Origin of the sequence: Ruicaihuangia caeni (assembly GCF_029952955.1) — a bacterium.
GTDB lineage: Bacteria > Actinomycetota > Actinomycetes > Actinomycetales > Microbacteriaceae > Ruicaihuangia > Ruicaihuangia caeni.
The window spans coordinates 910,271-934,225 of record NZ_JASATX010000001.1 but is presented as its reverse complement, the minus strand read 5'-3'; the positions used below and the strand labels follow the sequence as shown (position 1 = coordinate 934,225).

The 23,955-nt window shown below is 68.1% G+C and carries 16 protein-coding genes and 1 pseudogene; 13 read left to right on the top strand and 4 right to left on the bottom strand.

From position 1 onward, the window contains the following. The first annotated feature begins 133 nt into the window (after positions 1-133). Complete coding sequence (locus QF206_RS04275) at positions 134-1,642, top strand: CoA-acylating methylmalonate-semialdehyde dehydrogenase (protein WP_281487934.1); 1,509 nt, start codon at positions 134-136, stop codon at positions 1,640-1,642. Positions 1,643-1,734: 92 nt separating this feature from the next. Here QF206_RS04275 and QF206_RS04270 read toward each other — a convergent pair whose 3' ends face one another. Continuing rightward, entirely contained in the window at positions 1,735-3,276 is a 1,542-nt protein-coding gene (locus tag QF206_RS04270) for a PucR family transcriptional regulator (RefSeq protein WP_281487933.1), read from the bottom strand. A gap of 221 nt (positions 3,277-3,497) precedes the next feature. On the opposite strand from QF206_RS04270, the gene QF206_RS04265 reads away from it, so the two are divergent. From QF206_RS04265 to QF206_RS04225, 9 genes and pseudogenes are all read left to right on the top strand, one after another. Next, positions 3,498-4,778: an aspartate aminotransferase family protein gene (locus QF206_RS04265; RefSeq protein ID WP_281488134.1), complete on the top strand. Its 1,281-nt coding sequence runs from the start codon at positions 3,498-3,500 to the stop codon at positions 4,776-4,778. A 67-nt stretch (positions 4,779-4,845) separates the two neighbouring features. Next, positions 4,846-6,342: a threonine/serine exporter family protein gene (locus QF206_RS04260; protein WP_281487932.1), complete on the top strand. Its 1,497-nt coding sequence runs from the start codon at positions 4,846-4,848 to the stop codon at positions 6,340-6,342. Positions 6,343-6,591: 249 nt separating this feature from the next. Beyond that, positions 6,592-8,019 carry an NCS2 family permease gene (locus tag QF206_RS04255; protein WP_281488133.1) on the top strand — a complete coding sequence of 476 codons (1,428 nt, stop codon included), beginning with the start codon at positions 6,592-6,594 and terminating at the stop codon, positions 8,017-8,019. Positions 8,020-8,124: 105 nt separating this feature from the next. Beyond that, a pseudogene (locus QF206_RS04250) lies at positions 8,125-8,820 on the top strand (alpha/beta fold hydrolase); the annotation flags it as partial. 78 nt (positions 8,821-8,898) lie between these two features. Beyond that, a complete protein-coding gene (locus tag QF206_RS04245) occupies positions 8,899-9,177 on the top strand; it encodes a DUF2218 domain-containing protein (protein WP_281488132.1) in 279 nt (92 codons plus the stop codon). Between the two features lie 118 nt (positions 9,178-9,295). Then, on the top strand, positions 9,296-9,679 hold the full coding sequence (locus tag QF206_RS04240) for a GNAT family N-acetyltransferase (protein WP_281487931.1): 384 nt from the start codon (positions 9,296-9,298) through the stop codon (positions 9,677-9,679). Further along, the gene (locus QF206_RS04235) at positions 9,676-10,137 is read left to right on the top strand and encodes a carboxymuconolactone decarboxylase family protein (protein WP_281487930.1); all 462 of its coding nucleotides are present in this window, start codon (positions 9,676-9,678) and stop codon (positions 10,135-10,137) included. The genes QF206_RS04240 and QF206_RS04235 overlap by 4 nt, the downstream gene beginning before the upstream one ends. A gap of 105 nt (positions 10,138-10,242) precedes the next feature. Next, on the top strand, positions 10,243-11,220 hold the full coding sequence (locus tag QF206_RS04230; RefSeq protein ID WP_281487929.1) for an ABC transporter ATP-binding protein: 978 nt from the start codon (positions 10,243-10,245) through the stop codon (positions 11,218-11,220). Beyond that, a complete protein-coding gene (locus QF206_RS04225) occupies positions 11,217-12,818 on the top strand; it encodes an ABC transporter permease (RefSeq protein ID WP_281487928.1) in 1,602 nt (533 codons plus the stop codon). The genes QF206_RS04230 and QF206_RS04225 overlap by 4 nt, the downstream gene beginning before the upstream one ends. An 89-nt stretch (positions 12,819-12,907) precedes the next feature. On the opposite strand, the gene QF206_RS04220 is transcribed toward QF206_RS04225, so the two are convergent. Then, positions 12,908-13,756 (bottom strand): universal stress protein, encoded by an 849-nt coding sequence (locus QF206_RS04220; RefSeq protein ID WP_281487927.1) that lies wholly within the window; start codon positions 13,754-13,756, stop codon positions 12,908-12,910. Between the two features lie 168 nt (positions 13,757-13,924). On the opposite strand from QF206_RS04220, the gene QF206_RS04215 reads away from it, so the two are divergent. The 3 genes from QF206_RS04215 to QF206_RS04205 are packed head-to-tail and all read left to right on the top strand — an operon-like array spanning position 13,925 to position 19,693. Next, positions 13,925-14,680, top strand: coding sequence for a hypothetical protein (locus QF206_RS04215; RefSeq protein ID WP_281487926.1), 756 nt, complete (start codon positions 13,925-13,927; stop codon positions 14,678-14,680). A 58-nt stretch (positions 14,681-14,738) separates the two neighbouring features. Next, complete coding sequence (locus QF206_RS04210; RefSeq protein WP_281487925.1) at positions 14,739-16,289, top strand: DNA polymerase Y family protein; 1,551 nt, start codon at positions 14,739-14,741, stop codon at positions 16,287-16,289. Then, positions 16,289-19,693, top strand: a complete 3,405-nt coding sequence (locus QF206_RS04205) for an error-prone DNA polymerase (protein WP_281488131.1) — start codon at positions 16,289-16,291, stop codon at positions 19,691-19,693. The genes QF206_RS04210 and QF206_RS04205 overlap by 1 nt, the downstream gene beginning before the upstream one ends. A 45-nt stretch (positions 19,694-19,738) precedes the next feature. On the opposite strand, the gene QF206_RS04200 is transcribed toward QF206_RS04205, so the two are convergent. Together QF206_RS04200 and QF206_RS04195 are read right to left on the bottom strand one after the other, a co-directional pair. Further along, complete coding sequence (locus QF206_RS04200) at positions 19,739-21,310, bottom strand: chitinase (RefSeq protein ID WP_281487924.1); 1,572 nt, start codon at positions 21,308-21,310, stop codon at positions 19,739-19,741. Next, positions 21,307-23,337, bottom strand: a complete 2,031-nt coding sequence (locus tag QF206_RS04195; protein WP_281488130.1) for a glycosyltransferase family 2 protein — start codon at positions 23,335-23,337, stop codon at positions 21,307-21,309. The genes QF206_RS04200 and QF206_RS04195 overlap by 4 nt, the downstream gene beginning before the upstream one ends. Between the last annotated feature and the right edge of the window lie 618 nt (positions 23,338-23,955).

The following is a 23,955-nucleotide window of genomic DNA, read 5'->3' as shown; positions in this document are numbered from 1 at the left end:
GCCACCCGCTGGGTCAGCGTGCCAGAGTGTCGATAGGCAGTGCCGATGGTCGACAGTTCGCAGCGTCAGCGGCGTGGGAGTCCTCGATACAGTCGTGACACTTCAACCGCACCGAGCAAGGAGCACTATGTCGATGGCGACGACCGAGACCACCCTGGCAACAGTGCCGCACTGGATCGACGGCAAAGAGGTCACGGTTGACGGCGGCCGTACCGCACCCGTGTTCGACCCTGCGCTCGGCATCGCCACGAAGCACGTCGGCCTCGCGGATAGTGCCGAGATCGAGGCGGCCATCGCGAGCGCGAAGGCCGCCTTCCCGGCCTGGCGAGACCTCTCACTCGCGCGTCGACAGGCGGTGCTGTTCAAGTTCCGCGAACTGCTCGATGCTCGCAAGCACGAACTCGCCGAGATCATCACCGGCGAACACGGCAAGGTGCTCTCGGACGCGCTCGGCGAGATCTCACGCGGACAAGAGGTCGTCGAGTTCGCAACGGGCCTGGCCCACCACCTCAAGGGCGAGTTCTCCGAGCAGGTGTCGACTGACGTCGATGTGTACTCGCTCCGTCAGCCACTGGGAGTCGTCGGCATCATCTCTCCGTTCAACTTCCCCGCCATGGTTCCGATGTGGTTCTTCCCCATCGCCATCGCCGCAGGCAACACCGTTGTGCTGAAGCCGAGCGAGAAGGACCCATCAGCCGCCATCTGGCTTGCGAAGCTGTGGAAGGAGGCGGGCCTGCCCGATGGCGTGTTCACCGTGCTCAACGGTGACAAGGCAGCGGTCGACGGGCTGCTCGAGCATCCAGACGTCAAGGCGATCTCATTCGTCGGCTCGACGCCCATCGCCAAGTACGTCTATGAGCAGGGCAGCAAGCATGGCAAGCGCGTGCAGGCGCTCGGCGGCGCGAAGAACCACATGCTGGTGCTTCCGGATGCCGATCTCGATCTCGTTGCCGACTCGGCGATCAACGCCGGTTTCGGCTCGGCCGGCGAGCGGTGCATGGCCATCTCCGTGGTCGTGGCCGTCGAACCCATCGCCGACGACCTCATCGACAAGATCGTCGACCGCATGCGCGGACTGAAGGTGGGAGACGGGCGCCGCAACTGCGACATGGGGCCCCTCGTCACCGAGCAGCACCGTGACAAGGTCGCCTCGTACATCGACATCGCGGCAGCAGACGGCGCAACCGTGGTCATCGACGGTCGCGGCATCGAGGTGGACGGCGAGGCGGACGGCTTCTGGCTCGGCCCGACCCTGCTCGACAAGGTGCCCACCACTTCGCGCGCGTATACCGAGGAGATCTTCGGCCCGGTGCTCTCGGTCGTGCGAGTGGGCTCGTACGAAGAGGGCGTCGAGCTGATCAACAGTGGAGCGTTCGGCAACGGCACGGCGATCTTCACGAATGACGGGGGCGCCGCGCGGCGTTTCCAGCGCGAGATCGAGGTCGGGATGATCGGCATCAATGTGCCGATCCCTGTGCCGGTGGCGACCTTCTCGTTCGGCGGCTGGAAGTCGTCGCTGTTCGGCGACACCAAGGCGCACGGCGCCGAGGGCGTGCGCTTCTTCACGCAGCAGAAGGCCGTGACCGCCCGCTGGCTCGACCCGAGCCACGGCGGCATCAACCTGGGCTTCCCTCAGAACTGACTCAACGCCGCTCCGCCGGAACTGACCGCGAGCCGTGCTGCCAACGGCGGCCGCGGTCAGTACCGGTGGGCACACGGGGCCGGCGAGCGAGGTCATTCCCTCGCTGGCGCGGTGAGTTGCAGCGCATTCCACACTTCCGCGCGAGCCGCGAAGGCGTCGAGGTCGAGTCCCAGGAGCGCGCTTGCGAGATCGACCCGGTTGCGGAGGGTGTGCCGGTGCACGCCCAGCGCTCTAGCCGATGGATCCCATGCGCCATTGTGCGAGAGCCAGACCACGAGCGACTCGCGGATCGACTCAGCACCATCAGGATGCCGGTCGAGCGGCTCGAGCAGACGATTCGCGACGGCACGCGCTCCCGATTGCTCGAGCATCCCTAGCAGCCCTTCATCGACCAGTTGGTCGAACCGCACGGCCGGATGGAATGCAGAACTGCGCCGCAGAGCCAGCGATGCCTCGCCCAGCGCATCACTGAACCGGCTCCATTCGGCCGGCGCCGAGAACCCGCTGTGAGCCTGGTGCCCCGACAGCAGTTGCTCGATCCAGCGGGTGTCGTCGGCGTGACAGACGACCAGCGTTCGTCCGTCGCGCTCGCCGAAGAACAGCCGTCCGGGGTTGCGCTCGGCGGCCAGTTCGAGCGTCGCGAGCAGTGCGTCGCCGCTGGGGTCGCCCACGGCGTCCTGCCCGCCCGTGCTGACGCGCGCGACGCGGATGGGCTCAGCTGGCAGTTCGCCCCATAGGGGACGGACTGAGCTGCGAGCCACGTCGATGGCGCCGGCGAGGAGCAGTTCGAGGATGCCGGAGCGAAGGGTTCTTCGCGCCGTGTCGAGGGCGCGACTCTGCTCGAGCGCGATGCTCGCGAGCGCGATGACGCTCTCGACGAGATCGACGCCTGCTCGATCGAGCTCGGCTCCGGTGCCGACCACCAGCGCACCGCGCACGCTGCCGTGATGGCCGACGGTCTGGATGGTGATCTCGGTGTCCTCGATGGTGATCCTCGCTGCGGCCGCTCGCCCCTTCGACAGCGTTCTGCGCACTGCAGCCGACACCCGTTCGTCGATCGTCGCAGGCACCTGCAGCTGCGCGGGAAAGGCGAGGCGGTCACCGGCCGCGTCGAAGAGCGCGACCCAGCATCCGAGATTGCGTTCGAGCTCCCGCAGGATCGCCGCGAGACCGTCGGGCCGGAGCGCGGCCCTCGCCACAGAGCGCTGGGCGCGCAGTGATCGCTCGAGCTGTTCGCGCTGGTCGCGGTCAGTTGCGTCGCTGACGAGACGGATGATCGCCATGAACGGGGTGCGATCGGCGACTTCGATCAGCGGCAGCCGGTGCTCAGCGCAAGCGTCGATGAGCGCGGGTGGGATGCTGTCGTGCACGATCTGCGTGGCGAACCCAAGCGCGGCGACACCGCAGTCGACGAGCCGCTCGACGTACGGCTGAGCCTCTGCGGGCGCCGGCCCAGCGAATTGGAGGCCGTCGGTGAGCAGGAGGCCATCGGGCTCGAGCCACGGCGTCGGATCGGCCAGGTCGGAGTTGTGCGCCCAGAGCAGCGGGCGCGCGAGCTGGTCGGACGAGAGCGAGATGGCGGGGCGCAGCCGAAGCCCTTGCGTCGCGAGCAGGGTGCGAAGATCTGCTGACATGGGGCCTTTCAAATGCGGAAGTGTCGATCCGAAGTGATTGACATCGACAGTGTGGCGGTCGCTGTCGGCCGGTCGCAAACCGGAGAATCGTGATCGTCCACGAGTGAGGAGTCCCAGTGAGCATCACGACATCGAAGAGCGACCGCCCCGTCGAGCCCAGCGGAGGGCACAGCCGCGAGTCGCAGGCGGGCCGCGCGCCGCTCCCCGGTGGCAGCAGTCCGATCGTCGAGGCCGACCGCACTCACGTCTTCCATTCCTGGTCTGCCCAGGCGTCGCTTTCGCCTATCGCCATCGCCGGCGGTCTCGGCTGCACCGTCTGGGACGCCGACGGCCGTGAGTACCTCGATCTCTCGAGCCAACTCGTCAACGTGAACATCGGGCACCAGCATCCGCGAGTGGTCGCTGCGATCCAAGAGCAGGCGAGCGTGCTGGCCACCGTCGCCCCCGCGCACGCGAATGCGACCCGAGCGGAAGCGGCACGCCTCATCACTGAGCTCGCCCCTGAAGGCCTCAACAAGGTGTTCTTCACGAATGGCGGCGCCGACGCCAATGAGAACGCCATCCGCATGGCACGGCAGTTCACGGGACGCGACAAGGTCATCTCGCACTACCGCTCGTACCACGGCAACACCGGGTCGGCCATCGCGGCGACCGGTGACTGGAGGCGTGTGCCAAACGAATACGCGCGCGGGCATGTGCATGTCTTCGGCCCCTACCTCTATCGCAGCGAGTTCTGGGCCGAGACGCCCGAACAAGAGGCCGAGCGCGCGCTGCACCACCTCGAGCGCGTGATCCAGGCCGAGGGTCCTTCGAGCATCGCGGCGATGCTCTTCGAGACCGTGCCGGGCACCGCCGGCATCCTCACGCCCCCGCCTGGCTATCTCCGTGGGGTGCGCGAGATCGCTGATCGGTACGGCATCGTGCTGATCCTCGACGAGGTCATGGCCGGCTTCGGGCGCACGGGCGAGTGGTTCGCGTTCGACGGCTACGACGTGCGCCCAGACCTCGTCACCTTCGCGAAGGGCGTGAACTCCGGTTATGTCCCTGTCGGCGGTGTCATCATCAGCGACGCGATCGCGCGCCACTTCGACGACACCGTGTTCCCCGGCGGGCTCACCTACTCGGGCCACCCGCTCGCGGCTGCAAGCATCGTCGCGACGATCGAGGCGATGCGTGATGAGGGCATCGTCGGCAACGCCGCTCGCATCGGCGCCGATGTCCTCGGGCCTCGCCTGCGCGAGCTCGCGTCGCGGCACGAACTGATCGGCGAGGTGCGCGGCAAGGGCGTGTTCTGGGCGGTCGAACTGGTCGCTGATCGTGTCACGAAGGCGCCGCTCGCCGCGGCGGAGATGGCACGGCTCAAGAACGAGTTGCTCGCGCTGGGCGTGCTGCCGTTCACTGCCGAGAACCGCCTGCACGTGGTGCCCCCGGCAGTGATCACGGATGCCGAGGCCGAGCGCGGCATCGCGGCGATCGACGCCGCGCTTTCTGCGATGTCATAGGCGCCCCTGCTGCACTCGACTGCATCGCGCTGCGGCACGACCGCGCAGCGCGATGCAGCATGGGGGCATGTCGCCCGACTCCCCCGAGCACGATGCCGAGCGCGACGACCCGGTCCGGAACTCTGCGAGAGACGAGGCGCTCGACGGTCGCGGCGCCGCGGAGGCGGACCGTACCGAGGAACAGAACGCCCAACGGACCCCCGGGCAGGCCGCCGGCGTGCGGCGCGCTTCGCAGCACCTCGATCTCGCCGCGAAGACCGGTGCCGCGCTGCTCGGCAGCACGGCGCCGGCGATGGAAGTCGTCGACGCCATGCTCGACATCGTTGAGCACGGGGGTGTCGATCACGTCGATGTCGATGTCACCTACAGCCAGATCACGCTGACGCATCGCCCTCGAATCGGACCGCACTCGGTCGAGCTCGAGCACATCCGCGCGCGTACCTTCGACTACGGACGCTACGTGCACGCCGAGATGCTGGTGCAGCGGTTCCTCAGCGGTGAGCTCGAACTCGACGACGCGCTCGCGCAAGCCGGCCGGTTGCGACGTGACGCCCACCGCTATCCCTGGTGGCTCACGCGTCTGGCTGCCGGTACGGCCGGCGTCGCCGCAGCGGTGATCTTCGGCGCTGGATGGATCACCGCGGTCTTCGCGTTCATCGCGAACGTGATGGTCGACTGGCTGTTCGCCCGGCTGAGCTCACGCGCGTGGCCCGTGTTCTTCACCCAGGCCTTCGCGGGCGTCATCGCGGTCGCCGCCGCTGCCGGGGTCAACGCGATCAGCCCGGAGGTCGACTCTTCGCAGGTCGTGGTCTCCGTGATCATCATGATGCTGGCCGGCATGACCTCCACCGGCGGGGTGCACGACCTCATCACGGGCTGGTACCTGACCGGCGTGGGACGGCTCGCCGAAGGGGTGGTCAACACGGTCGGCCTCGTCGTCGGCATCCAGATCGGCATCGCGCTCGCGCATGGCGCGGGCGCCGCACTCACCATCACGCCCGAGGTGCGGTTCGGCGCAGATCCGCTGCTGCTCACTGCGCTCACGAGTGCGGCGCTCGCTGTGTGCTTCGGCGTCTGGGCACAACTGCCTCCTCGATCGTTCCCTCTCGCCGCCCTGCTCTCGCTCATCGGATGGGTGCTCTTCGGGGTTGCGATCGATCGGGACATCGATCCGGTCTGGGCCTCCGGCATCGCCGCCGTGGTGATCGGGCTCGCCTCTCCGGTCGCCGCGCAGCTCGTCCGAGTGCCGTCGTGGATCCTCGCGAGTGTCGCGATCGTTCCGCTGCTGCCGGGCGTGGCGCTCTATCGGGGGCTCTTCGCCGGCGCGGACGGCGATGTCGGCACGGGGATGCTGCTCCTGCTCTCGGCGCTCGGCACAGCGCTGGTGCTGGCGAGCGGCATCACGCTCGGGCAGTACTTGACGGCGGCGCTCCTGCGTGGACCCTTCAAACTGCGCAGTCGCTTCGTGCCGCAATTCCTCGGACCCTTCAGCACCTCCCGGGAGCGCATCGATCGGCTCAGTGAAGCGCATGACCAAGAAGAGGATGAGCGCTCCGTCGATTGAGCGACATGCGACATGGCCCCAGAGTTGGGGTGCGGAGTTCGGTGGGAGATTCACTACCCGCTACCGTGATTGATCGTGCCGCCACCGTGAAGCTCGCTGCTTCGATCCGGCTGAGCACCGGCTGCCGCGGCATCCGACCCCCTTCACTCCTAGGAGCCATTCGTGAGCGAACGCGCGAACACCGCGCCCGCCGGCAACGATCTGCCCGGCGAATCCGACAGCCATCACCGCCGCGGAAGCGGCAGCAACCTGCGCGAGCGATTCGACTCGTTCTTCGAAATCAGCCGCCGAGGCTCGACTCTCGGGCGCGAGGTGCGAGGAGGCCTGGTCACGTTCATGACCATGGCCTACATCGTGATTCTGAACCCGCTGATCCTCGGCGGGTTCAGCGCCGATCAGGCGACGCTCGACGTGGCGGGCGGGTGGCTCGAAGCGACGCAGGTCGCCGCCGTCACCGGGCTCACCGCCGGCCTCATGACGATCCTCTTCGGGCTCGTCGCCAACCTGCCGTTCGGCATCGCGGCCGGCCTCGGCATCAACTCGTTCCTCGCGGTGAGCGTCGTCGGCCAGGTGACCTGGGCCGAGGCGATGGGGCTCGTGGTCATCAACGGCCTGATCATCGTGCTGCTCTCGGCGACCAAGCTGCGCGAGATGATCTTCCGGGCCGTTCCCCCGCAGTTGAAGACAGCGATCACGGTCGGCATCGGCCTCTTCATCGCCTTCATCGGGCTCGTGGATGCCGGCTTCGTCCGTTCCAGCGGAGCGGCCTCCCCGCCGGTGCAGCTCGGCGATGGCGGCTCCGTCGCTTCCATCCCGACGCTCATCTTCCTGCTCGGGCTGCTGATCATGGGCATCCTGATGGCGCGCAGAGTCAAGGGTGCGCTGCTCATCGGCATCCTGGTGACCACGGTCGTCGCAGTGATCGTCGAAGCCGTCATGAAGCTCGGCCCCGGGTTCGCGAACCCCGGCGGCTGGAGCCTCAACACGCCCGTCATCCCCGAGCAGATCATCTCGCTCCCCGACTTCAGCCTCATCGGCGCGTTCAGCTTCGGCGCGTTCGAGCGGATCGGCGCGCTTGCGGCGATCATGCTCATCTTCACGCTCGTGTTCACGAACTTCTTCGACGCCGTCGGCACGCTCACGGGGCTCACTCGTGAGGCCGGCCTGCAGGACGCGAAGGGCGACTTCCCTCGGTTGAAGTCGGCGCTCATCGTCGAGGGCGTCGGCGCGGTGGCCGGTGGCGCGACCTCGTCATCGTCGAACACGATCTTCATCGACTCGGCTGCCGGTGTCGGGGAGGGTGCGCGCACCGGTTTCGCGAACGTGGTGACGGGCGTGCTCTTCCTGCTGGCGGTCTTCTTCACTCCCCTCACCCAGGTGGTCCCGCTCGAGGTCGCGGGAGCGGCTCTGGTGGTCGTCGGTGTGCTGATGGCAGCGCAGATCCGCGAGATCGACTGGAGCGAGTTCTCGGCGGCCATGCCGGTCTTCCTGACCATCATCGTGATGCCCCTCACCTATTCGATCGCGAACGGCATCGGCGTCGGCTTCATCACGTGGGTGATCCTGCGGGCGACCGCGGGCAAGGCGCGTGAGATCTCGCCCCTGCTGTGGATCGTCGCGGCGGGCTTCGCGCTGTACTTCGCGCGTGGACCGATCGAGACGCTGCTCGGAGGCTGACGCCCAGCATCCGACGAACGGCACGGCCCGGGACGAATTCCACGTCCCGGGCCGTGCCGTTGAAGGGCCCGATGGGCGTTGTGGCCTTGCAGTAGGGTCGCCTGCATGGACATCGTGCTCGTTCCCGGTTTCTGGCTCGACGGCTCGTCCTGGGAGCAGGTGACCCCAGCACTGGAGCGAGCGGGCCACCGCGTGCATCCCCTCACGCTTCCCGGCCTCGAGTCGGTGGATTCGTCGAGGAGCGGCATCGGTCTGCGCGATCACATCGACGCCGTGGTCGCGCTCGTCGACGCGCTCGACCCCGGCGTGGTGCTCGTGGGTCACTCGGGCGGCGGGGCCATCGTGCACGGCGTCGTCGACGCCCGTCCCGACCGTGTCTCGAGAGTCGTCTATGTCGACAGCGGTCCGCTCGGCGATGGCGGAGTCATCAACGACCAGTTGCCGGTCGACGGCGACGAGATCCCCCTCCCCGATTGGGATGTCTTTGACGCACCCGACCTTCGCGACCTCGATCCGGAGCTTCGCGAACAGTTCCGGGCGCGTGCCATCCCCCAGCCGCGCGCGGTGGCTCAGGATCAGCAACGGCTGAGCGATGAGCGCCGCTTCGATGTGCCGGCCACGGTGATCGCCTGCGAGTTCAGCCGAGCAGAGCTCGAGCAGTGGATCTCCGCCGGCAGCCCGTACATGGCCGAGCTCGCACGCGTCAAGGACTTCGAGATCGTGGAACTGCCGACGGGACACTGGCCGCAGTTCACCCGACCCGCCGAACTCGCCGAGGCGATCCTCGCGGCGGTCAGCAAGGAGTCGGCTGCTCCCACGGAGGGATCCGCCGTTGCGGCAACGGCCTCGGCGGATTCGCCGCGCTGGGAGTCTCGTGCCGTGATTGCGACGGAACGGCCTGAACGCTGGTCGAAGCAGCTCGTATCGCATCTGGGACGCCGAGCGGCCATCGAGGAGACGAGTGAAGGGCGGGCGCTCGCACTCAGCAAGGGCACCGGCATCGTCTCGACCGGCGACGGCGCGCTCACCCTGATCGCCCGCGGGAGCGACGAAGAGCACACCGCGGCCGTGCAAGACATCCTGCAGCGGCACCTCCTGCGCTTCGCTACCCGCGAGCAGCTCACCATCGAGTGGGAGCCGATCGCACCGATCGACTGATCGGCTCTGCCCACGGATGCCGGTCGCAGTATCACCGAGGTGCGGTCCCGCCGCGAGGGCTACGCTGGCGGCACGTTCCCGTGCGAACTCGCGCGGCCTGAAGATCGAGGTGACCTGTATGACGACCCCAGCGCCCATGCGCGTCGACGAAGGCATCGTCATCGCGAAGAATCCTGACGCGTCTCGGTACGAGCTCCGCGATGGCGATCGAGTCATCGGTTTCGCGCACTACTCCGACCGCAATGGCGAACTCGCGTTCGACCACACGGTGGTCGGCAAGGAATACGGCGGCCGAGGACTCGCCACAAGGCTTGCCGAGTACGCCTTCGCCGATGTGCGATCGATGGGTCGAACGCTCGTTCCCATGTGCTCGTTCATCGAGGCTTGGGCTCGCAAGCATCCGGAGTATGACGACATCGTCGTGTGGGGGGGTGCCGACGGGCAGGAGCGGCACGAGCGGGCTGCGGAAGGCGGCGCCGCCGAGGCGGCGAGCGGCCGGTGACACTCGCCGAACGGGTCTATCTCGACAAGCAGCACCGGTCGGCGTTCCTCGCGCTGTCGGCCCTGGCGAAGGAGGCGAAGACCGCTGCGCTGAATGCAGGGCTCGACGAAGTGCTCGTCGAGCTCGTCAACATGCGGGTCTCCCAGCTCAACGGTTGTGCCTACTGTCTCGACGTGCACCATCGCACTGCCCTGCGCGTGGGGGTCACCGAGCAACGGCTCGCGGTGCTGCCGGCATGGCGTGACACCGCGCTGTTCGATGAGCGGGAGCGGGCGGCACTGGCACTGGCGGAATCGATCACGCTCCTCCCCGAGCCTGCCGTTCAAGACCGCGAGTACGCCTTCGCCGCGTCGGTGCTCAGCGAGGAGCAGTTATCGGCAGTGAGTTGGGTGACCATCGCGATAGGGTCGATGAACCGCATGTCGATCGCGAGCCGGCATCCGGTGCGGCCGCGATGATCGACGCCGGCCCCTGGCCGCGCATTGAACCGCGAGCGGATCGGACAATGAGGGCGGTTCAAAGACTCCGTTGACACCGACTGGCCCCTGAGTAGCGTTGGCGCCATGGATGCGGCGATCAGCATCGAGGGGCTCGTCAAGCGATTCGGCGGCACAGTGGCGCTCGACGGTCTCGATCTCGAGATCCCCGTGGGCGAGGTGCGGGGCTTCCTCGGTCCGAATGGCGCAGGGAAGTCGACCACGATCCGGGTCCTCCTCGGACTGCTGCGCGCCGACAGCGGCAACGTGCGGGTGCTCGGGCACGACCCGTGGCGAGAGCTCGTCGACCTGCACCGACGCCTCGCCTACGTGCCGGGCGACGTGACCCTCTGGCCCTCGATCACCGGCGGCGAGGCGATCGACCTGCTCGGCCGACTGCGAGGGGGCCTCGATGAGCGGCGCCGCGCCGAACTGCTCGAGCGCTTCGAACTCGACCCCAGAAAGCACGGACGCACCTACTCCAAGGGAAACCGGCAGAAGGTGGCGATCGTCGCGGCCCTCGCATCGCGCGTCGAACTGCTCGTGCTCGACGAGCCGACGTCGGGCCTCGACCCGCTCATGGAAGCGGTGTTCCAGGACGAGATCCGTCGCGAGAAGGCGGACGGACGCACGATCCTGCTCTCGAGCCACATCATGAGCGAGGCCGAGGCGCTCGCCGACCGCATCAGCATCATCAGAGACGGCCGAGTCGTGCAGACCGGCACACTCGCGGAGATGCGGCAGCAGGCGCAGAACACCGTGCATGCGACGCTGCGCCGGCCACTGGCCGGTCTTGCCAGGATGCCGGGGGTGCATCGCGTGGTCGAAGACGGCGACACCGTGCGCTTCGACGTCGACACGACCGCCCTCGCACCCGTGATCTCGGCGCTCGGCGCCGCCGACGTCGTAGCCCTGGAAGTCGCGCCACCGTCGCTCGAGGCGTTGTTCCTCAGCCACTACGAGCCGTCCGGCGCGGGTGGGGCCGCTCCTCCCCCACGTGGGACGACGGCTGAGAGCGAGCGGCGGCACGGTAGGCACGCGGCGCACGAAGCGTCACTCGGATGAGCGCAGCCACCGGCATCCGGCACCTCGTTCCCGTCGGCATGCGCCACGACGGACCTCGTATCGCGCCGTGGGTCGTCTTGATCAGCGCGCTGGTCGCCACCTCAGTGCTCGCGTACAACCTGCTCTTCACGGATGCCGCCTCCATCAGGAACCTCACCGTCTCCCTCAGCGCGAATCCCGCGTTCAGTCTGCTGTTCGGGCCGGTCGAAGACCTCTCGACGGTCGACGCGTTCACCACCTGGCGCTCCCTCGCGCTCGGCGACTTCTTCGCGGGCATGATGGCCATCTTCATCGTGACGAGGAACAGCCGGGCGCACGAGGACAGCAACCAGGCGGAACTCGTGGCCTCTGGTGTGGTCGGGCGGAGTGCCCGACTGCTCGCGGCAGTCGCGATGGCGGCCGTCGCAGCCGTCGTGCTCGGGGTCGTTTCCTGGGTCGTGAACATGCTGTGCGGAGGCGAACCGATCGCAAGCCTCTGGCTCTCGGCGACGCTCACGGCAAGCGCTCTCGTCTTCGCGGGCGTCGCGGCGATCACGTCACAACTCGCATCGACCGCCGGCGCCGCGAACAGCATCGCGATCGTCGTGCTGGGTGCGGCCTACCTGCTGCGCGGCATCGCCGACTCGACGCCAGGACTGGAAGAGCTCATCTGGTGGACGCCGCTCGGGTGGGCCGAGCGCATCGAGCCCGTCGGAGCTCAGGATTGGCGCCCGCTCGTCGCCTGCGTGGGACTCGCGGTCGTGCTGGTCGCGGTCGCGGCACTGCTGCAATCCAGGCGCGACTACGGTGCCGCGCTGATCCCTCAGCGTGCCGGACGCGCGCGCGGCGGACTGGTCGCGAGCAGCTGGGGGCTGGCGCTACGGCTGAACCGCGCCTCCGTGATCGGCTGGCTGATCGGATTCGCACTCATCGGCACCGTGCTCGGCAATGTCGCCGCATCGATCGGAGACGAGTTCACGAAGAACCCGGTGCTGCGGCAGATCATCACCGCGAGCGGAGGCGCGAGCGACGACCTCATCTTCGCGTATATGGCGACGCTGACGCACCTGCTGGCGATCATTGCGTCGGCGTTCGGCGTGCAGGTCATGATGCGCATGTATTCGGAGGAGAGCACTGGTCGCACCGAGGCCGTGCTCGCCGGAGCGATCACGCGCCAGCGCCACCTCGCGGGCCACGCGGCAATTGCCTTTCTCGCGCCGGCTGTCGCACTGGCGCTGGGCACGGCCGCCCTCACCGTGTCGGCGCGCGCCGCCGGCAGCGATGTCGACGCCGGCGAGCTCCTTGTGCAGGGCCTGTTGGCAGTGCCCGCGGTCTGGGTGATCGTCGCGCTGGCGGTCGCGCTGGTCGGAGCTCGCCCCGCCGCGAGGCTGCTCGCCTGGATCGCGGTGGTCGCCATGTTCGGTCTGACCATCCTCGGGCCCACATTCAACCTGTGGGAATGGGTGCTCGCGATCAGTCCCCTCTGGCACATCCCGGATGTCTCGGCTTCGGATGCCGATTGGTGGCAGCTGCTCTGCCTCGCTCTCGTGATCGTGCTCTTCACCGCGATCGGGTTCATCGGGTACCGGCGGCGCGACCTCCGCTTCGGCAAGCCCTGACCCTCGGCCATTGCGCCCCGGGTGCGCGATGGCCGATATGGCGTCGAGCGGGGTGCTCGCTGCGGCCGCAGCCGCTGAGCCGCCTGGTCTCAGGCGTGGATGACGACCACGGCGGTCGGGATATTGACGAGCACGTCGTGGCTGACCGACCCGAGCAGTACGCGGGGCAGGCCGCGACGGCCTCGGTTGCCCACGACGAGCAGGCGCGCGCTCTCGGCTGCGTCGACCAGCGCCCAGGCGGGGTACCCCCGCACGACGCTGCGCTTGATCTCCAGGTCGGGATACTGCTCCGAGAGGCCCGCCAAGGACTCCGAGAGCACGATCTCCTCATCCGACGAGATGCTCGAGACCATATCGTCGCTCGGCAGGTACTCGATCCCCCAACCCGCCGGGAGATCCCACGCGAGCACGGCATGCAGAGGCTCGCCCGAACGATCGGCCTCGGCAGCGGCGAATGCGATCGCCTTGAGAGAGGCCTCCGACCCGTCGACGCCCACGACGACGCCGCGCCGCTCCGCGCCGTCGGTGGAGGGGATGACCGCCACGGGCGTTGTCACGCTCTGAACGATGTGCAGGCTGCGAGAGCCGAGCATGACGCGCTCGAACCGTGAGGGCTTGTGGGTGCCGATGACGAGCAGATCCGTCTCGGAGGCGCGCTGTCGCAGCTGGTCGACTGGGTCGCCGCGGAGCAGCACATCGCGGATGGCGTCTTCGGCGAGGGCGGGACGCGCCAGCTCGCGCGCGCGTGTGAGCGCCTTGCGGCTCTCGGCGAGGATGAGCTCCTCCGACCAGGTGAGGCGTCCCACCCATTCGTCGTCGATGACGTGCACGAGATCGAGGGTCGCGTGATGATCGGCTGCCCACTTCGCGGCCCAGGCGACAGCCTCGTCGCTGAGACCGGACGGGTCGACTCCGACGGCGACGGTATGAGTTGCCATGGCGCGTTGCTCCCCTCGTGCTGCGACCGCCGCGGCGCGCCGGTTCTGCGTTCAGCATACGCAGCGACCTGCTTCGAGTCTTCGCTTCGGTGATCTGCAGCCCATTGTCAGTAGGCGGTGACACACTCGAACATATGTTCGATACTTGAGAGAGGGAGGTGTAGAACGGTGAGAGCAGCGGGGATGGAGACGGCGGATGCCGTGCGCGAGCTCCGCGATCGGATACGGCGGCTTGAACAGCCTCGCTTGCGTGAGCGCACTCTTCCGACGCTTCCCGGGCTGGCTGAAGTGCTGCCGGGGGGTGGATTGCGGCCGGGGGCGAGCTATTCGATCGAAGGCTCTGCCCGTCTCGCCATGTCGCTCATGGTCGGGCCTGCGTCGGCAGGCGCCTGGTGCGGGGTCGTCGGCATGCCCGAGTTCGGGGTCGAAGCAGCGGCTGGCGTCGGGCTCGAGCTCGAACGCGTGGTGCTGATCCCCCGGCCCGGCGAGCACTGGCTCGCTGTCACCGCCTCGCTCGCCGATGCGCTCTCTGTGGTGCTCGTCAAACCCACCGCGCGCGTCGGTCATGCGACCGCATCCAAGCTCAGCGCGCGGTTGCGTCAGCACGATGCGGTGCTCATCGCCTTCGGCGATTGGCCTGAGGCAGAGGCCCGCCTACGTCTTGAAGAACCCCGCTGGCAGGGGCTCGGCCAAGGCAGCGGACATCTCACCGATTGCGAGGCCACGGTGACGGCGGTCGATCGTTCCGGGCGATCTCGCAGCGCCAGGTTCTCGGTCGGAGAGGCATCCACAGGCATGTTCGCCGTCGCTTCCGATGAGGTCGTGTCCGGCCGGCTCGAATCCGACACACTCCACTCCGGTATGCGCGGTTTGTCTGGAGCAGTGCGCGCGGCCGGCCGCTCCCGACTTCAACGGGTCTCTTGAACCGACCTCGAACCGAGTCTCCCGAACCGTCATCAACTGAACTGGGCTCCGAACCACCATGCACCGCTCCGACCATTCCCCCACCCGCACCCTGGTGCTCTGGGTCCCCGATTGGCCCGTGCTCGCCGCCGCGCAAGCGCATGGGGTGCCCGCCGATGCCCCGATCGCGCTTCGGTATCGCGGCATGGTGCACGCCTGCTCGAGCGCCGCTCGCGCGGAGGGGGTGAGGCGGGGGCTGCGCATTCGCGAAGCGCAGGCCCGATGCACCTCGCTTCAGGTGTTCGATCACGATCCGGCGCTCGAAGCCAGACTGTTCGAACCCGCGATCACTCGCCTCGAAGCCTCTACTCCTGGGGTGCAGGTGCTGCGTCCGGGGGTATGCGCCATTCGCGCTCGAGGCGTCAGCCGCTACTACGGTGGCGAGCAGGCGGCGGGGCTCGCGCTCGCCGGGCAGCTGGCCGAACTCGTGCCGACAGCATCCGCCGGTGTCGCCGATGGCCCCTTCGCGGCCGAGCATGCCGCGAGGCAGGCCGGTGCCGGCCGTGTGCTGGTCATACCGCCGGGTGACAGTGCCGAGTTCCTCGCGCCCTTGCCGGTGTCGGTGCTCGGCGTGCCCGAGCTCACCGGACTGCTGCAACGGCTCGGCATCCGCACGATCGGTGCATTCGCCGACCTCGACGCGCTCGATGTCGCTGAACGATTCGGCGCCGAAGGCCTGCGCCTGCACGGCATCGCCTCGGGCAGTGATGGCAGGCGGGTGCAGCCGCGAGTGCCGCCGGAAGAGTTCGAGACCACGATCGCGTTCGAGCCTGCCGTCGAGCGCATCGACCAGGCGGCCTTCGCGTTCCGTGAGCCCGCCGAGCGGTTCATCGCGCAGCTCACTGCGGCGCGTCTGGTGTGCACAGCGCTGCGCATCGAACTGGAGACCGACGACGGCGGCGGTTCCGAACGCGAGTGGTTGCACCCGCGCACCTTCTCGCCCGCCGAAGTGGTCGACCGGTTGCGCTGGCAGTTGCAGGGCGGTTCGACGGGCAGCGGCCTGCTCTCAGGGCTCGTGCACGTGCGCGTCACGCCGGTCAGTGTCGACTCGATCGGCAACCACGAGCGCGCGCTCTTCGGCGATGTCTCTGATGAGCGGGTGCACCACGCGCTCTCCCGAGTGCAGAGCATGCTGGGGCATGAGGCCGTGCTCACCGCCACCATCGGCGGAGGCCGGCATCTCTCGGAGCGTGCGGTGCTGGTGCCCTGGGGAGAGCGGGCCACGGTGCCCCGCAACCCTGCGCAACCCTGGCCGGGCAGCCTGCCCGACCCGCAGCCCTCGCTGGTCTTCCCTTCCCCGCTGCCGGTCGCGGTGTTCGACGAGCGCGGTGGTGAGGTCAGCGTTGACGCACGCGGCGCACTGTCGGCACCGCCCCACCGCCTCACCACGACGACCGGCGGCACCCGACGGATCGAGAGCTGGGCGGGGCCCTGGCCGCTCGAGGAACGATGGTGGGATGCCGCAGCCGCGCGCCGAGAGTACCGCTTCCAGCTCGTCGACTCGACGGGAGCTGCCTGGCTGCTCGTGCTCGACCAGCACGGGTGGCAGATCGAAGCGAGGTACGACTGATGGGCTGGAACAATCCGCCGATCAGCTGGTCGGAGTACGAGCGGCGCCTCTCCGGGGTGCCCGCATCCGGACGCCCGCCCGGCAATGGCTCGGGCGCGACCGAGCCAGCCGGAGCTCAGCAGCCGATGCAGGCGACGGATGCTGCGAGCACGGCTGGAGCGCCGGCCTCGAGCGTGCGCTACGCCGAACTGCACGCCCACTCGACCTTCAGCTTCCTCGACGGTGCGAGCACTCCCGAGGCCCTCGTCGAGGAGGCGTCGCGGCTCGGCCTGCACGCGTTGGCCATCACCGACCACGACGGACTCTACGGAGCGGTGCGCTTCGCCGAGGCGGCAGAGGAGACATCGCTGCAGACCGTCTTCGGAGCGGAGCTCTCGCTCTCGCTCAGCGCGCCGCAACTCGGGGCCGCCGACCCCGAGGGCGACCACCTGCTCGTACTCGCCCGCCGTGATGAGGGCTACCACCGGCTCGCCGCTGCGATCACCGACGCCCAGCTCGCCGGTGGCGAGAAGGGGCGCCCGAGCTACGACCTCGACCAGCTCGCCGAGCACGCCGGCGGCCACTTCAGCGTGCTCACCGGCTGCAGAAAAGGGACATTGCGTCGCGCGCTCGACCGCGGCGACCACGATGCCGCAAGCGCCGCTCTGGCGAGCCTCGTCGACCGGTTCGGTCGTGACCGCGTCGTGGTCGAGCTGATCGATCACGGGTACCCCGTCGATTCCAGGCGCAACACCGAGCTCGCCCAGCTCGCCGGTGCCTTCGATCTCTCTCTGATCGCCACGGGAAACGTGCACTACGCGACGCCGGCCGAACGGCGCATCGGGGATGCGCTGGCCGCGGTGCGCGCCAGGCGCAGCCTCGACGAGATGGACGGCTGGCTGCCGGCATCCGGTGGGGCCTTCCTGCGCTCCGGCCGCGAGATGGCGGCCCGTTTCGCAGATTTCCCCGGTGCGATCGAGCGCACCGTCGAACTGGCCGACGACCTCGCGTTCCGGCTGCGCAGTCTTCGTCCGGGACTGCCCAAGCAGCAGGTGCCGGAGGGGCACACTCCGATGAGCTGGCTTCGCCACCTCGTCTGGGAGGCCGTGCCGTTGAAGTATCCGAAGCTCACGGATGACGACCGCGCTCGCATCGAGCGCGAACTCGCCGTGATCGAGGAGAAGGACTTCTCCGGCTACTTCCTCATCGTGCACGACATCGTGCGGTTCGCCCGCAGCCGGGGCATCCTCTGCCAGGGTCGCGGGTCTGCGGCGAACTCGGCGGTCTGCTACCTGCTGGGGATCACCGCGGTCGACTCGATCTTCTACCGGCTGCCGTTCGAGCGCTTCCTCTCGAGCATGCGCAACGAGGAGCCCGATATCGATGTCGACTTCGACTCCGACCGCCGCGAGGAGGTCATCCAGTACGTCTATGAGAAGTACGGCCGCCGAAACGCCGCGCAAGTGGCGAATGTCATCAGCTATCGCCCGAAGTTCGCCGTGCGAGACATGGCGAAAGCGCTCGGGTTCAGCCCGGGACAGCAAGACGCATGGTCGAAGCAGGTGGATCGCTGGGGCGCACTGCAGCGCGAGCACACCGACATCCCCGATCAGGTGCTCGACCTCGCCGACGCGGTGCTCACCTTTCCGCGCCATCTCGGCATCCACTCCGGCGGCATGGTGCTCACCGATCGTCCGGTGGGCGAAGTGGTGCCCATCGAGCACGCCCGCATGCCCGGTCGCACAGTGCTGCAGTGGGACAAGGACGATTGCGCATGGATGGGTCTGGTCAAGTTCGACCTGCTCGGCCTCGGCATGCTCGCCGCGCTGCAGTACACGATCGACCTGGTGGCCGAGAGCACGGGTGAGCAGTGGACGCTCGACACCCTGCCGCGCGAAGAGCCGGGCGTGTACGACATGCTGTGCAGGGCCGATGCGATCGGGGTGTTCCAGGTCGAGAGCCGCGCGCAGATGGGGATGCTGCCGAGGCTTCGACCGCGCTGCTTCTACGATCTCGTCATCGAGATCGCGCTGATCCGTCCGGGGCCAATCCAGGGCGGCGCGGTCCACCCCTACATCCGGCGGCGCACCGGTGCCGAGCCGGTCACCTACCCGCATCCGCTGCTCGTCGAATCGCTGGAACGCACGCTCGGCATCCCGCTGTTCCAGGAGCAGCTCATGCAGATGGCGATGGCGGTAGGCGGCTGCACCGCCGAAGACGCCGATCATCTGCGCCGGGCCATGGGCTCCAAACGGGGCATCGAGAAGGTGTCGAAGCTGCGCGACAAGCTCTACGCCGGCATGGCTGCCAATGGGCTTCCTCGCGAGGTCGCCGACAGCGTGTACGCGAAGATCGAGGCGTTCGCGAACTTCGGCTTCGCCGAGAGCCATTCGATCAGCTTCGCCCTGCTCGTCTACGCCAGTTCCTGGTTCAAGCTGCACTACCCGGCGGCCTTCCTCGCAGCATTGCTGCGTGCACAGCCCATGGGCTTCTACTCGCCGCAGAGCCTCACAGCCGACGCCCGACGCCACGGGGTGCGCGTGCTCAGAGCCGACATTCTCCGCTCCGGGGTCGATGCCGGGCTCGAACCGCTCTCGGGGACTGCGGATGCCGCGTCCGCCACCGGCGACGACGCCTGTCTCGCGCTCGAGCAGCCACCCGTCGACGAGTTCGACGAACACGCCGCGCCCGATACGGAACGGCACCGCCGAGACGGGGCCTTCGCGGTGCGACTCGGCCTGGCCGATGTGCGCTCGCTCGGACGGCCGGTGGCCGAGCGCATCGTGTCGGAGCGCACCCGTGGCGGCCCCTATCGATCGATGGAAGACCTGGTCGCTCGCACCGGGCTGAACACCAAACAGCTCGAGGCGCTCGCCACCGCCGGTGCGTTCGAGGTGTTCGACCTCAACCGCCGGCAGGCGCTCTGGAACTCCGGCACGGCGTCGCAGCACCGGCCCGAGTATCTCACCGGCGCCACCGCCACCGTGCAGCCGCCGCTCTTCGCCTCCCCTGATCTGCTCGACGATCTTGCCGCCGACCTCAGCAGCACCGGCATCTCACCGGATGATCACCCGCTCCGCCATCTGCGAGAGGCGCTGCAGCGCCGGGGCGTGCTCTCGAGCAGCGACCTCGGTCTAGCCGAACCGGATCGTCGCATCGAGGTCGCAGGGGTGGTCACCCATCGGCAACGCCCCGCAACCGCGAGCGGTGTGACCTTCCTCAACCTGGAGGACGAGCACGGATTGATGAACGTCGTGTGCAGTGTCGGCGTATGGCAACGGCACCGAAGGGTCGCCCGGGAATCCGGGGCGCTCATCGTCCGCGGCATCCTGCAGCGCAGCGCGGAGGGGGTCACGAGCGTGCTCGCCGATCGTTTCGAGCAGCTACCGCTGGTGACGCCTCATCGTTCGCGCGACTTCCACTGACGCCGCGCGAACGAGGCCCGCGCGGCGTCAGCTGGTCAGCGAACGCTACTCCTCGGTGCTGATACCGAGTTCTTCGAGCACCGCCTCGATATCGGCGACCGAGAGCGGTGTCCAGGGCGAGCCGTCAGGGTTCGAGGAGGCCGCTGCCGGGCTCTCTCCCTGGTTCCACCATTTCGCCTGGAACGGGATGCCGTCGAAGAGCACGCGCGCGTCCTTCTCGTACACGGCCGCGCCGGCCCACTCGGGGTAGGTGCCGTCGGGCAGCGTCGGCGGTTCGACCGGCGTCTCGCCGGGCAGCACCGGACCGATGAGCTCCCACGGCGTCTCCCACTCGACCAGCACGGGGTTATCGGGCAGGTCGCCGCTCGTCCACCATTTCGCACGGTAGACGTTCCGGTGCCAGACCACCTTGGTCCCCGCGAGATAGGTGCCCTCTTCCGACCAGATCTGGTAGGGGCTCGTCGCCGGGTCATCGACCAGGTCATCAGGATCGACGGGTTCGAAGGTGGTGATGAGACCGGCAGCGCGCTCGGCAGTGCCCGAGAGCCCCTTGGCGAGAGCCTGAGCGAAGCGGAAGTCCTTCTGCTCGATACCGCTGCAGGAGTCCGACACCACTGACAGCGTCACGTAGTTCGCGCCGCAGGTCGTATCGCGATTGAGCGACCACATGCTCATGCGACCCACGCCCTTCTCGAGCGCGAACGTGTTGAGCATCTCCGCATCCGCCGGCAGGAACACCTCTTCGGCGTTGTCGTTCTGCCCGATCATCGGGGTGATCCCGATCTTCGCCCAGACGGCGGCGTCACTGAGTGGAGTGCCCGCGCGAGTGTAGAGCGCACTGAGCTGGCGGTGCGCAGCCTCCGCAGCCCGGATCGAGGCCTCGCCGAGGGTCTCGCCCTTGTCGCGACTCGCGCCGAAATTCATGGTCATCACGTTCACGCCCGCAAGATCGACGCCCGCCTCGAGGAACCGGGCGACCGTGTCTGTGCCCTCCTCGGTGAGCCCGAAGGTCGCACCGGGGAGCGTCAGCCAGACGGCCAGCTCGTCGCCCGCTGAGCGACGCTCGCTCTGAAGCTCGGCGACCGCTTCCGCCCGGCGCTCACCGCCCGCGGTGTCGGAGAGGTCATTGGCCTCGATGTCGAAGTCGACCGTGGTCACCTTGTACCGGTCGATCACCGCTCGATAGGCGTCGCGCAACTCGTCAGGGTCGGTGCACGAGGTGGCGAGCTCGTCATTGTTGAGACCGCCGAACGACACCGTGTACCCGCCACCGGCTTGCTCGAGGCGCACCAGCCTGCGGTCGAGGTCGAGCTGCTCGGCCGCCTCGTCCAGTGAGTAGGCACCGCCCCAGGTCGGCTCGCACCCCTCGGTCGGATCAGCGACGATGAAGGCGAGCACGACATCGTTCGCGGCGGCGTCGATGGGCGATTCGAAGGCGTATGACGGAGTCGCGGTGACATCCGCGTACCCTGCGAACCACGCCTCTGCTCCATCGACGGTCCGAGCAGAGGCCCACGCCTTGTACACGAAGAAGCTTCCCGCGATGAGTGCTGACAACACGATCACCGCGACGATCACCCGCCAGAACGACAGGCGCAGCGTGCCCCCGGCGGTCATGACTTCGCTCCGCTCACCGCGGGCGCGAGGGGCGCGATCCGCAGATCACTCGTGCGATGGACGACCTCGTCGGCCCGGCCGTGATAGAGCACAGCGCGCCAGTCGAGACTGTCGTCGGATGCCTCGGCCTCCGCGACCGGTGCCTGCTTCGGCTCGCGCGCGATGAAGAGCCAACGCAGCACCCCGCCGAAGAGATCGACCATCGAGGTGCCGATGCCGATGTAGGCCACTGTGATCCAGATCGCGAGCACCGCGTTGAATGCCGCGAACAGGGCGTTGCCCCAGTTACCCGCGGTTGCGTCACGCCACAGGGTGAACAGCGAGAAGGCGATGATCAGGTAGGGAGCAAGCACGTACAGCGCCGGCGCCGCGGTGCGGTTCCGCACCTTGGGTGTGCGTGCGAACGGGATCTTGCGGTTGGTGATCGCCTGTTCGATCGATTTGAGCACGCCCGCGAGGTTCACCGGCAGCAGGATCAGATTGAACCCGTAGATGCGAAGCACATCGAGCCGCTTGTAGCCGCAGTATCGCAGGTCGCTCGCCATCGCGATGAAGTACGGAAGAGCGGCGAGCACCACCACGGGGCTCAGCAGCCTGCCGTCGTAGGGGTACGCGAGGAGGAACACCAGTCCGAAGCTCGCCCAGGCGATCGAAGCCATGTAGTTCACGCGGAGGGCGAGCTCGAGCAGGCCCATGTGCTGGCCGCTGCGCCGACGGTCGCGCACCTGGCGCCACAGCTTCGGCATGATGAGGAGGCCGCCATTGGCCCAGCGGCGCCGCTGCACGATGAGCGAGCCGAAGTCAGGCGGTGTCGCGCTGTAGCTCAAGCGCTCGGGGTAGTTCACGAGCGTCCAGCCGTGGCTTCCCAGGTCGATGCTCGACTCGGTGTCTTCGATGACCGTGCGGTCCTGCACGTACCGCCGCACGGTGAAGCCGCCGACGGTCTCAGTCTCGACGATGTCAGCGAGCGCTGCCTTCCGGATGACGGCATTCGCGCCGACCCAGAAGGTCGCATTGTGCTTGGTCATGCCTTGGTGCAGCAGGTGCTGCAGGTCGGTGGTCGCGCCTGCGAGCCGCTCGATTCGGGTGCTCGCACCGCGGAAGGAGGAGTACGGCGTCTGCACGACCGCGACGCGCTCGTGCTCGGGCTGCTCCAGCAGGTAGACGAGGCGAAGGCAGTACTCCCGCAGCAGCAGGGAGTCCGCGTCGAGCGTCAGCACGTAGTCGGCGTCCGGAACGCAGAGGTCGCCGGGACCGGGTTCGTCCACGGGACGGAGGATGGTGCCATCCGGGGTCTCCTCCGGGCGATAGTGGCCGCCCATCAGTCCGAGGTAGGCGTTCAGGTTCATCGCCTTGTTGGCCTCGTGCGACACCGAGGAGTACAGCTTGCGCTCGAAGGTGCCGAGCGAGGCGGTGAAGATCCAGACCAGGCGCCGGTGCAGTTCGCCCATGCGTTCCGCGGTCGGCGCGGAGCGCTCGAGCACTGCCGCGTCGAGCGCCGACGCCGTGAGCTCGAGGTCATCGGCGAGCCCGCCGAGCACCTGCTCGGTGAAGAACACATCGACGTGGTCGACGATCGGCTCATCCTCGGCGCGCTGGCGAAGCCACCCCGCCGACCAGCGGTACAGCTCGGCGAGGGTGTGGACGGCCGGCGCCTCCACCCAGCCGCGATCCGCGTACTTCGATTCGAAATCGCGCAGTGCCGAGTCGGCGCGGAACCGCGGCTCCTCGAGTGCCGTCTCGATCTCCTCGGCGAGGCGGCGCGACCGGTCGAGCCGTTCCGCCACTGCGGGGTCGGTCGGGTAGGGCGGGTCGTCGAGGAGGAGCATGACCCTCATGGAGGGGTATTCCTGGAGGGCTGCCGACCAGAGGGTGGCTCGCACCACTTCGGGCTCTTCGGCATACGAGGGCACGAGCACCGTGAGATCGCGATCCGAATGGCTGAAATGGCGGTCGAGCTCGGCGCGAGGAACCCGTCGGTGGGCTTTGAAGCGCTCGAGTGCGCCCTGTCGGGCTACGAGGTACATGAGCGCCGAGAACGTAAGGAAGGTCACGACGATCACATAGCCGATGGCCTCGGTGGTGAACCTGAAGCCGCCGTTCCCGTTGTTGATGAACTCGCGCATGATCGTGTAGATCACGTACACCAACCAAAACACGACCGTCATCACGATCGCGATCCGGCCGAGCGCGATCTTGCGGTCGCTCGGGATCGGGTGCTGTGAGGGCAGCGGGGCGGTCGAGCGTTCCGCACCCCACTGACGGCGACGTGCCGACTTGCCGCCGACTGCGGAGGGGTGCTCCGCCGCCGAGGACGCGCCGGAGGTGGGGTAAGCGGACGGATTCTGGGCAGGGTGGAGCGTATCGGTCAAGGTTCGGGTTCCTTGTTGAACAGCGCCTCTCGAGGAAGCGCCTTGCGATTTTTCGGGTGTGTTCGGTTATCGATCTGCGGCACTCGGGGCGGTGCCGCCGGACGGGCGTAGAAGTTCGGGTTCCGCCCGTCCGTTGTGCTTCGGGTTCAGTGAGGGTTCTGCCATCGCTGGGCTTCGGGGGCCCTTGCGACAGCGATCACGCTACCGTTCCTGAAAGCGTTTCGCGTCCCCTATTCTGCCGACATCCATCGAAAACGGGGTACAAGCGTGCCC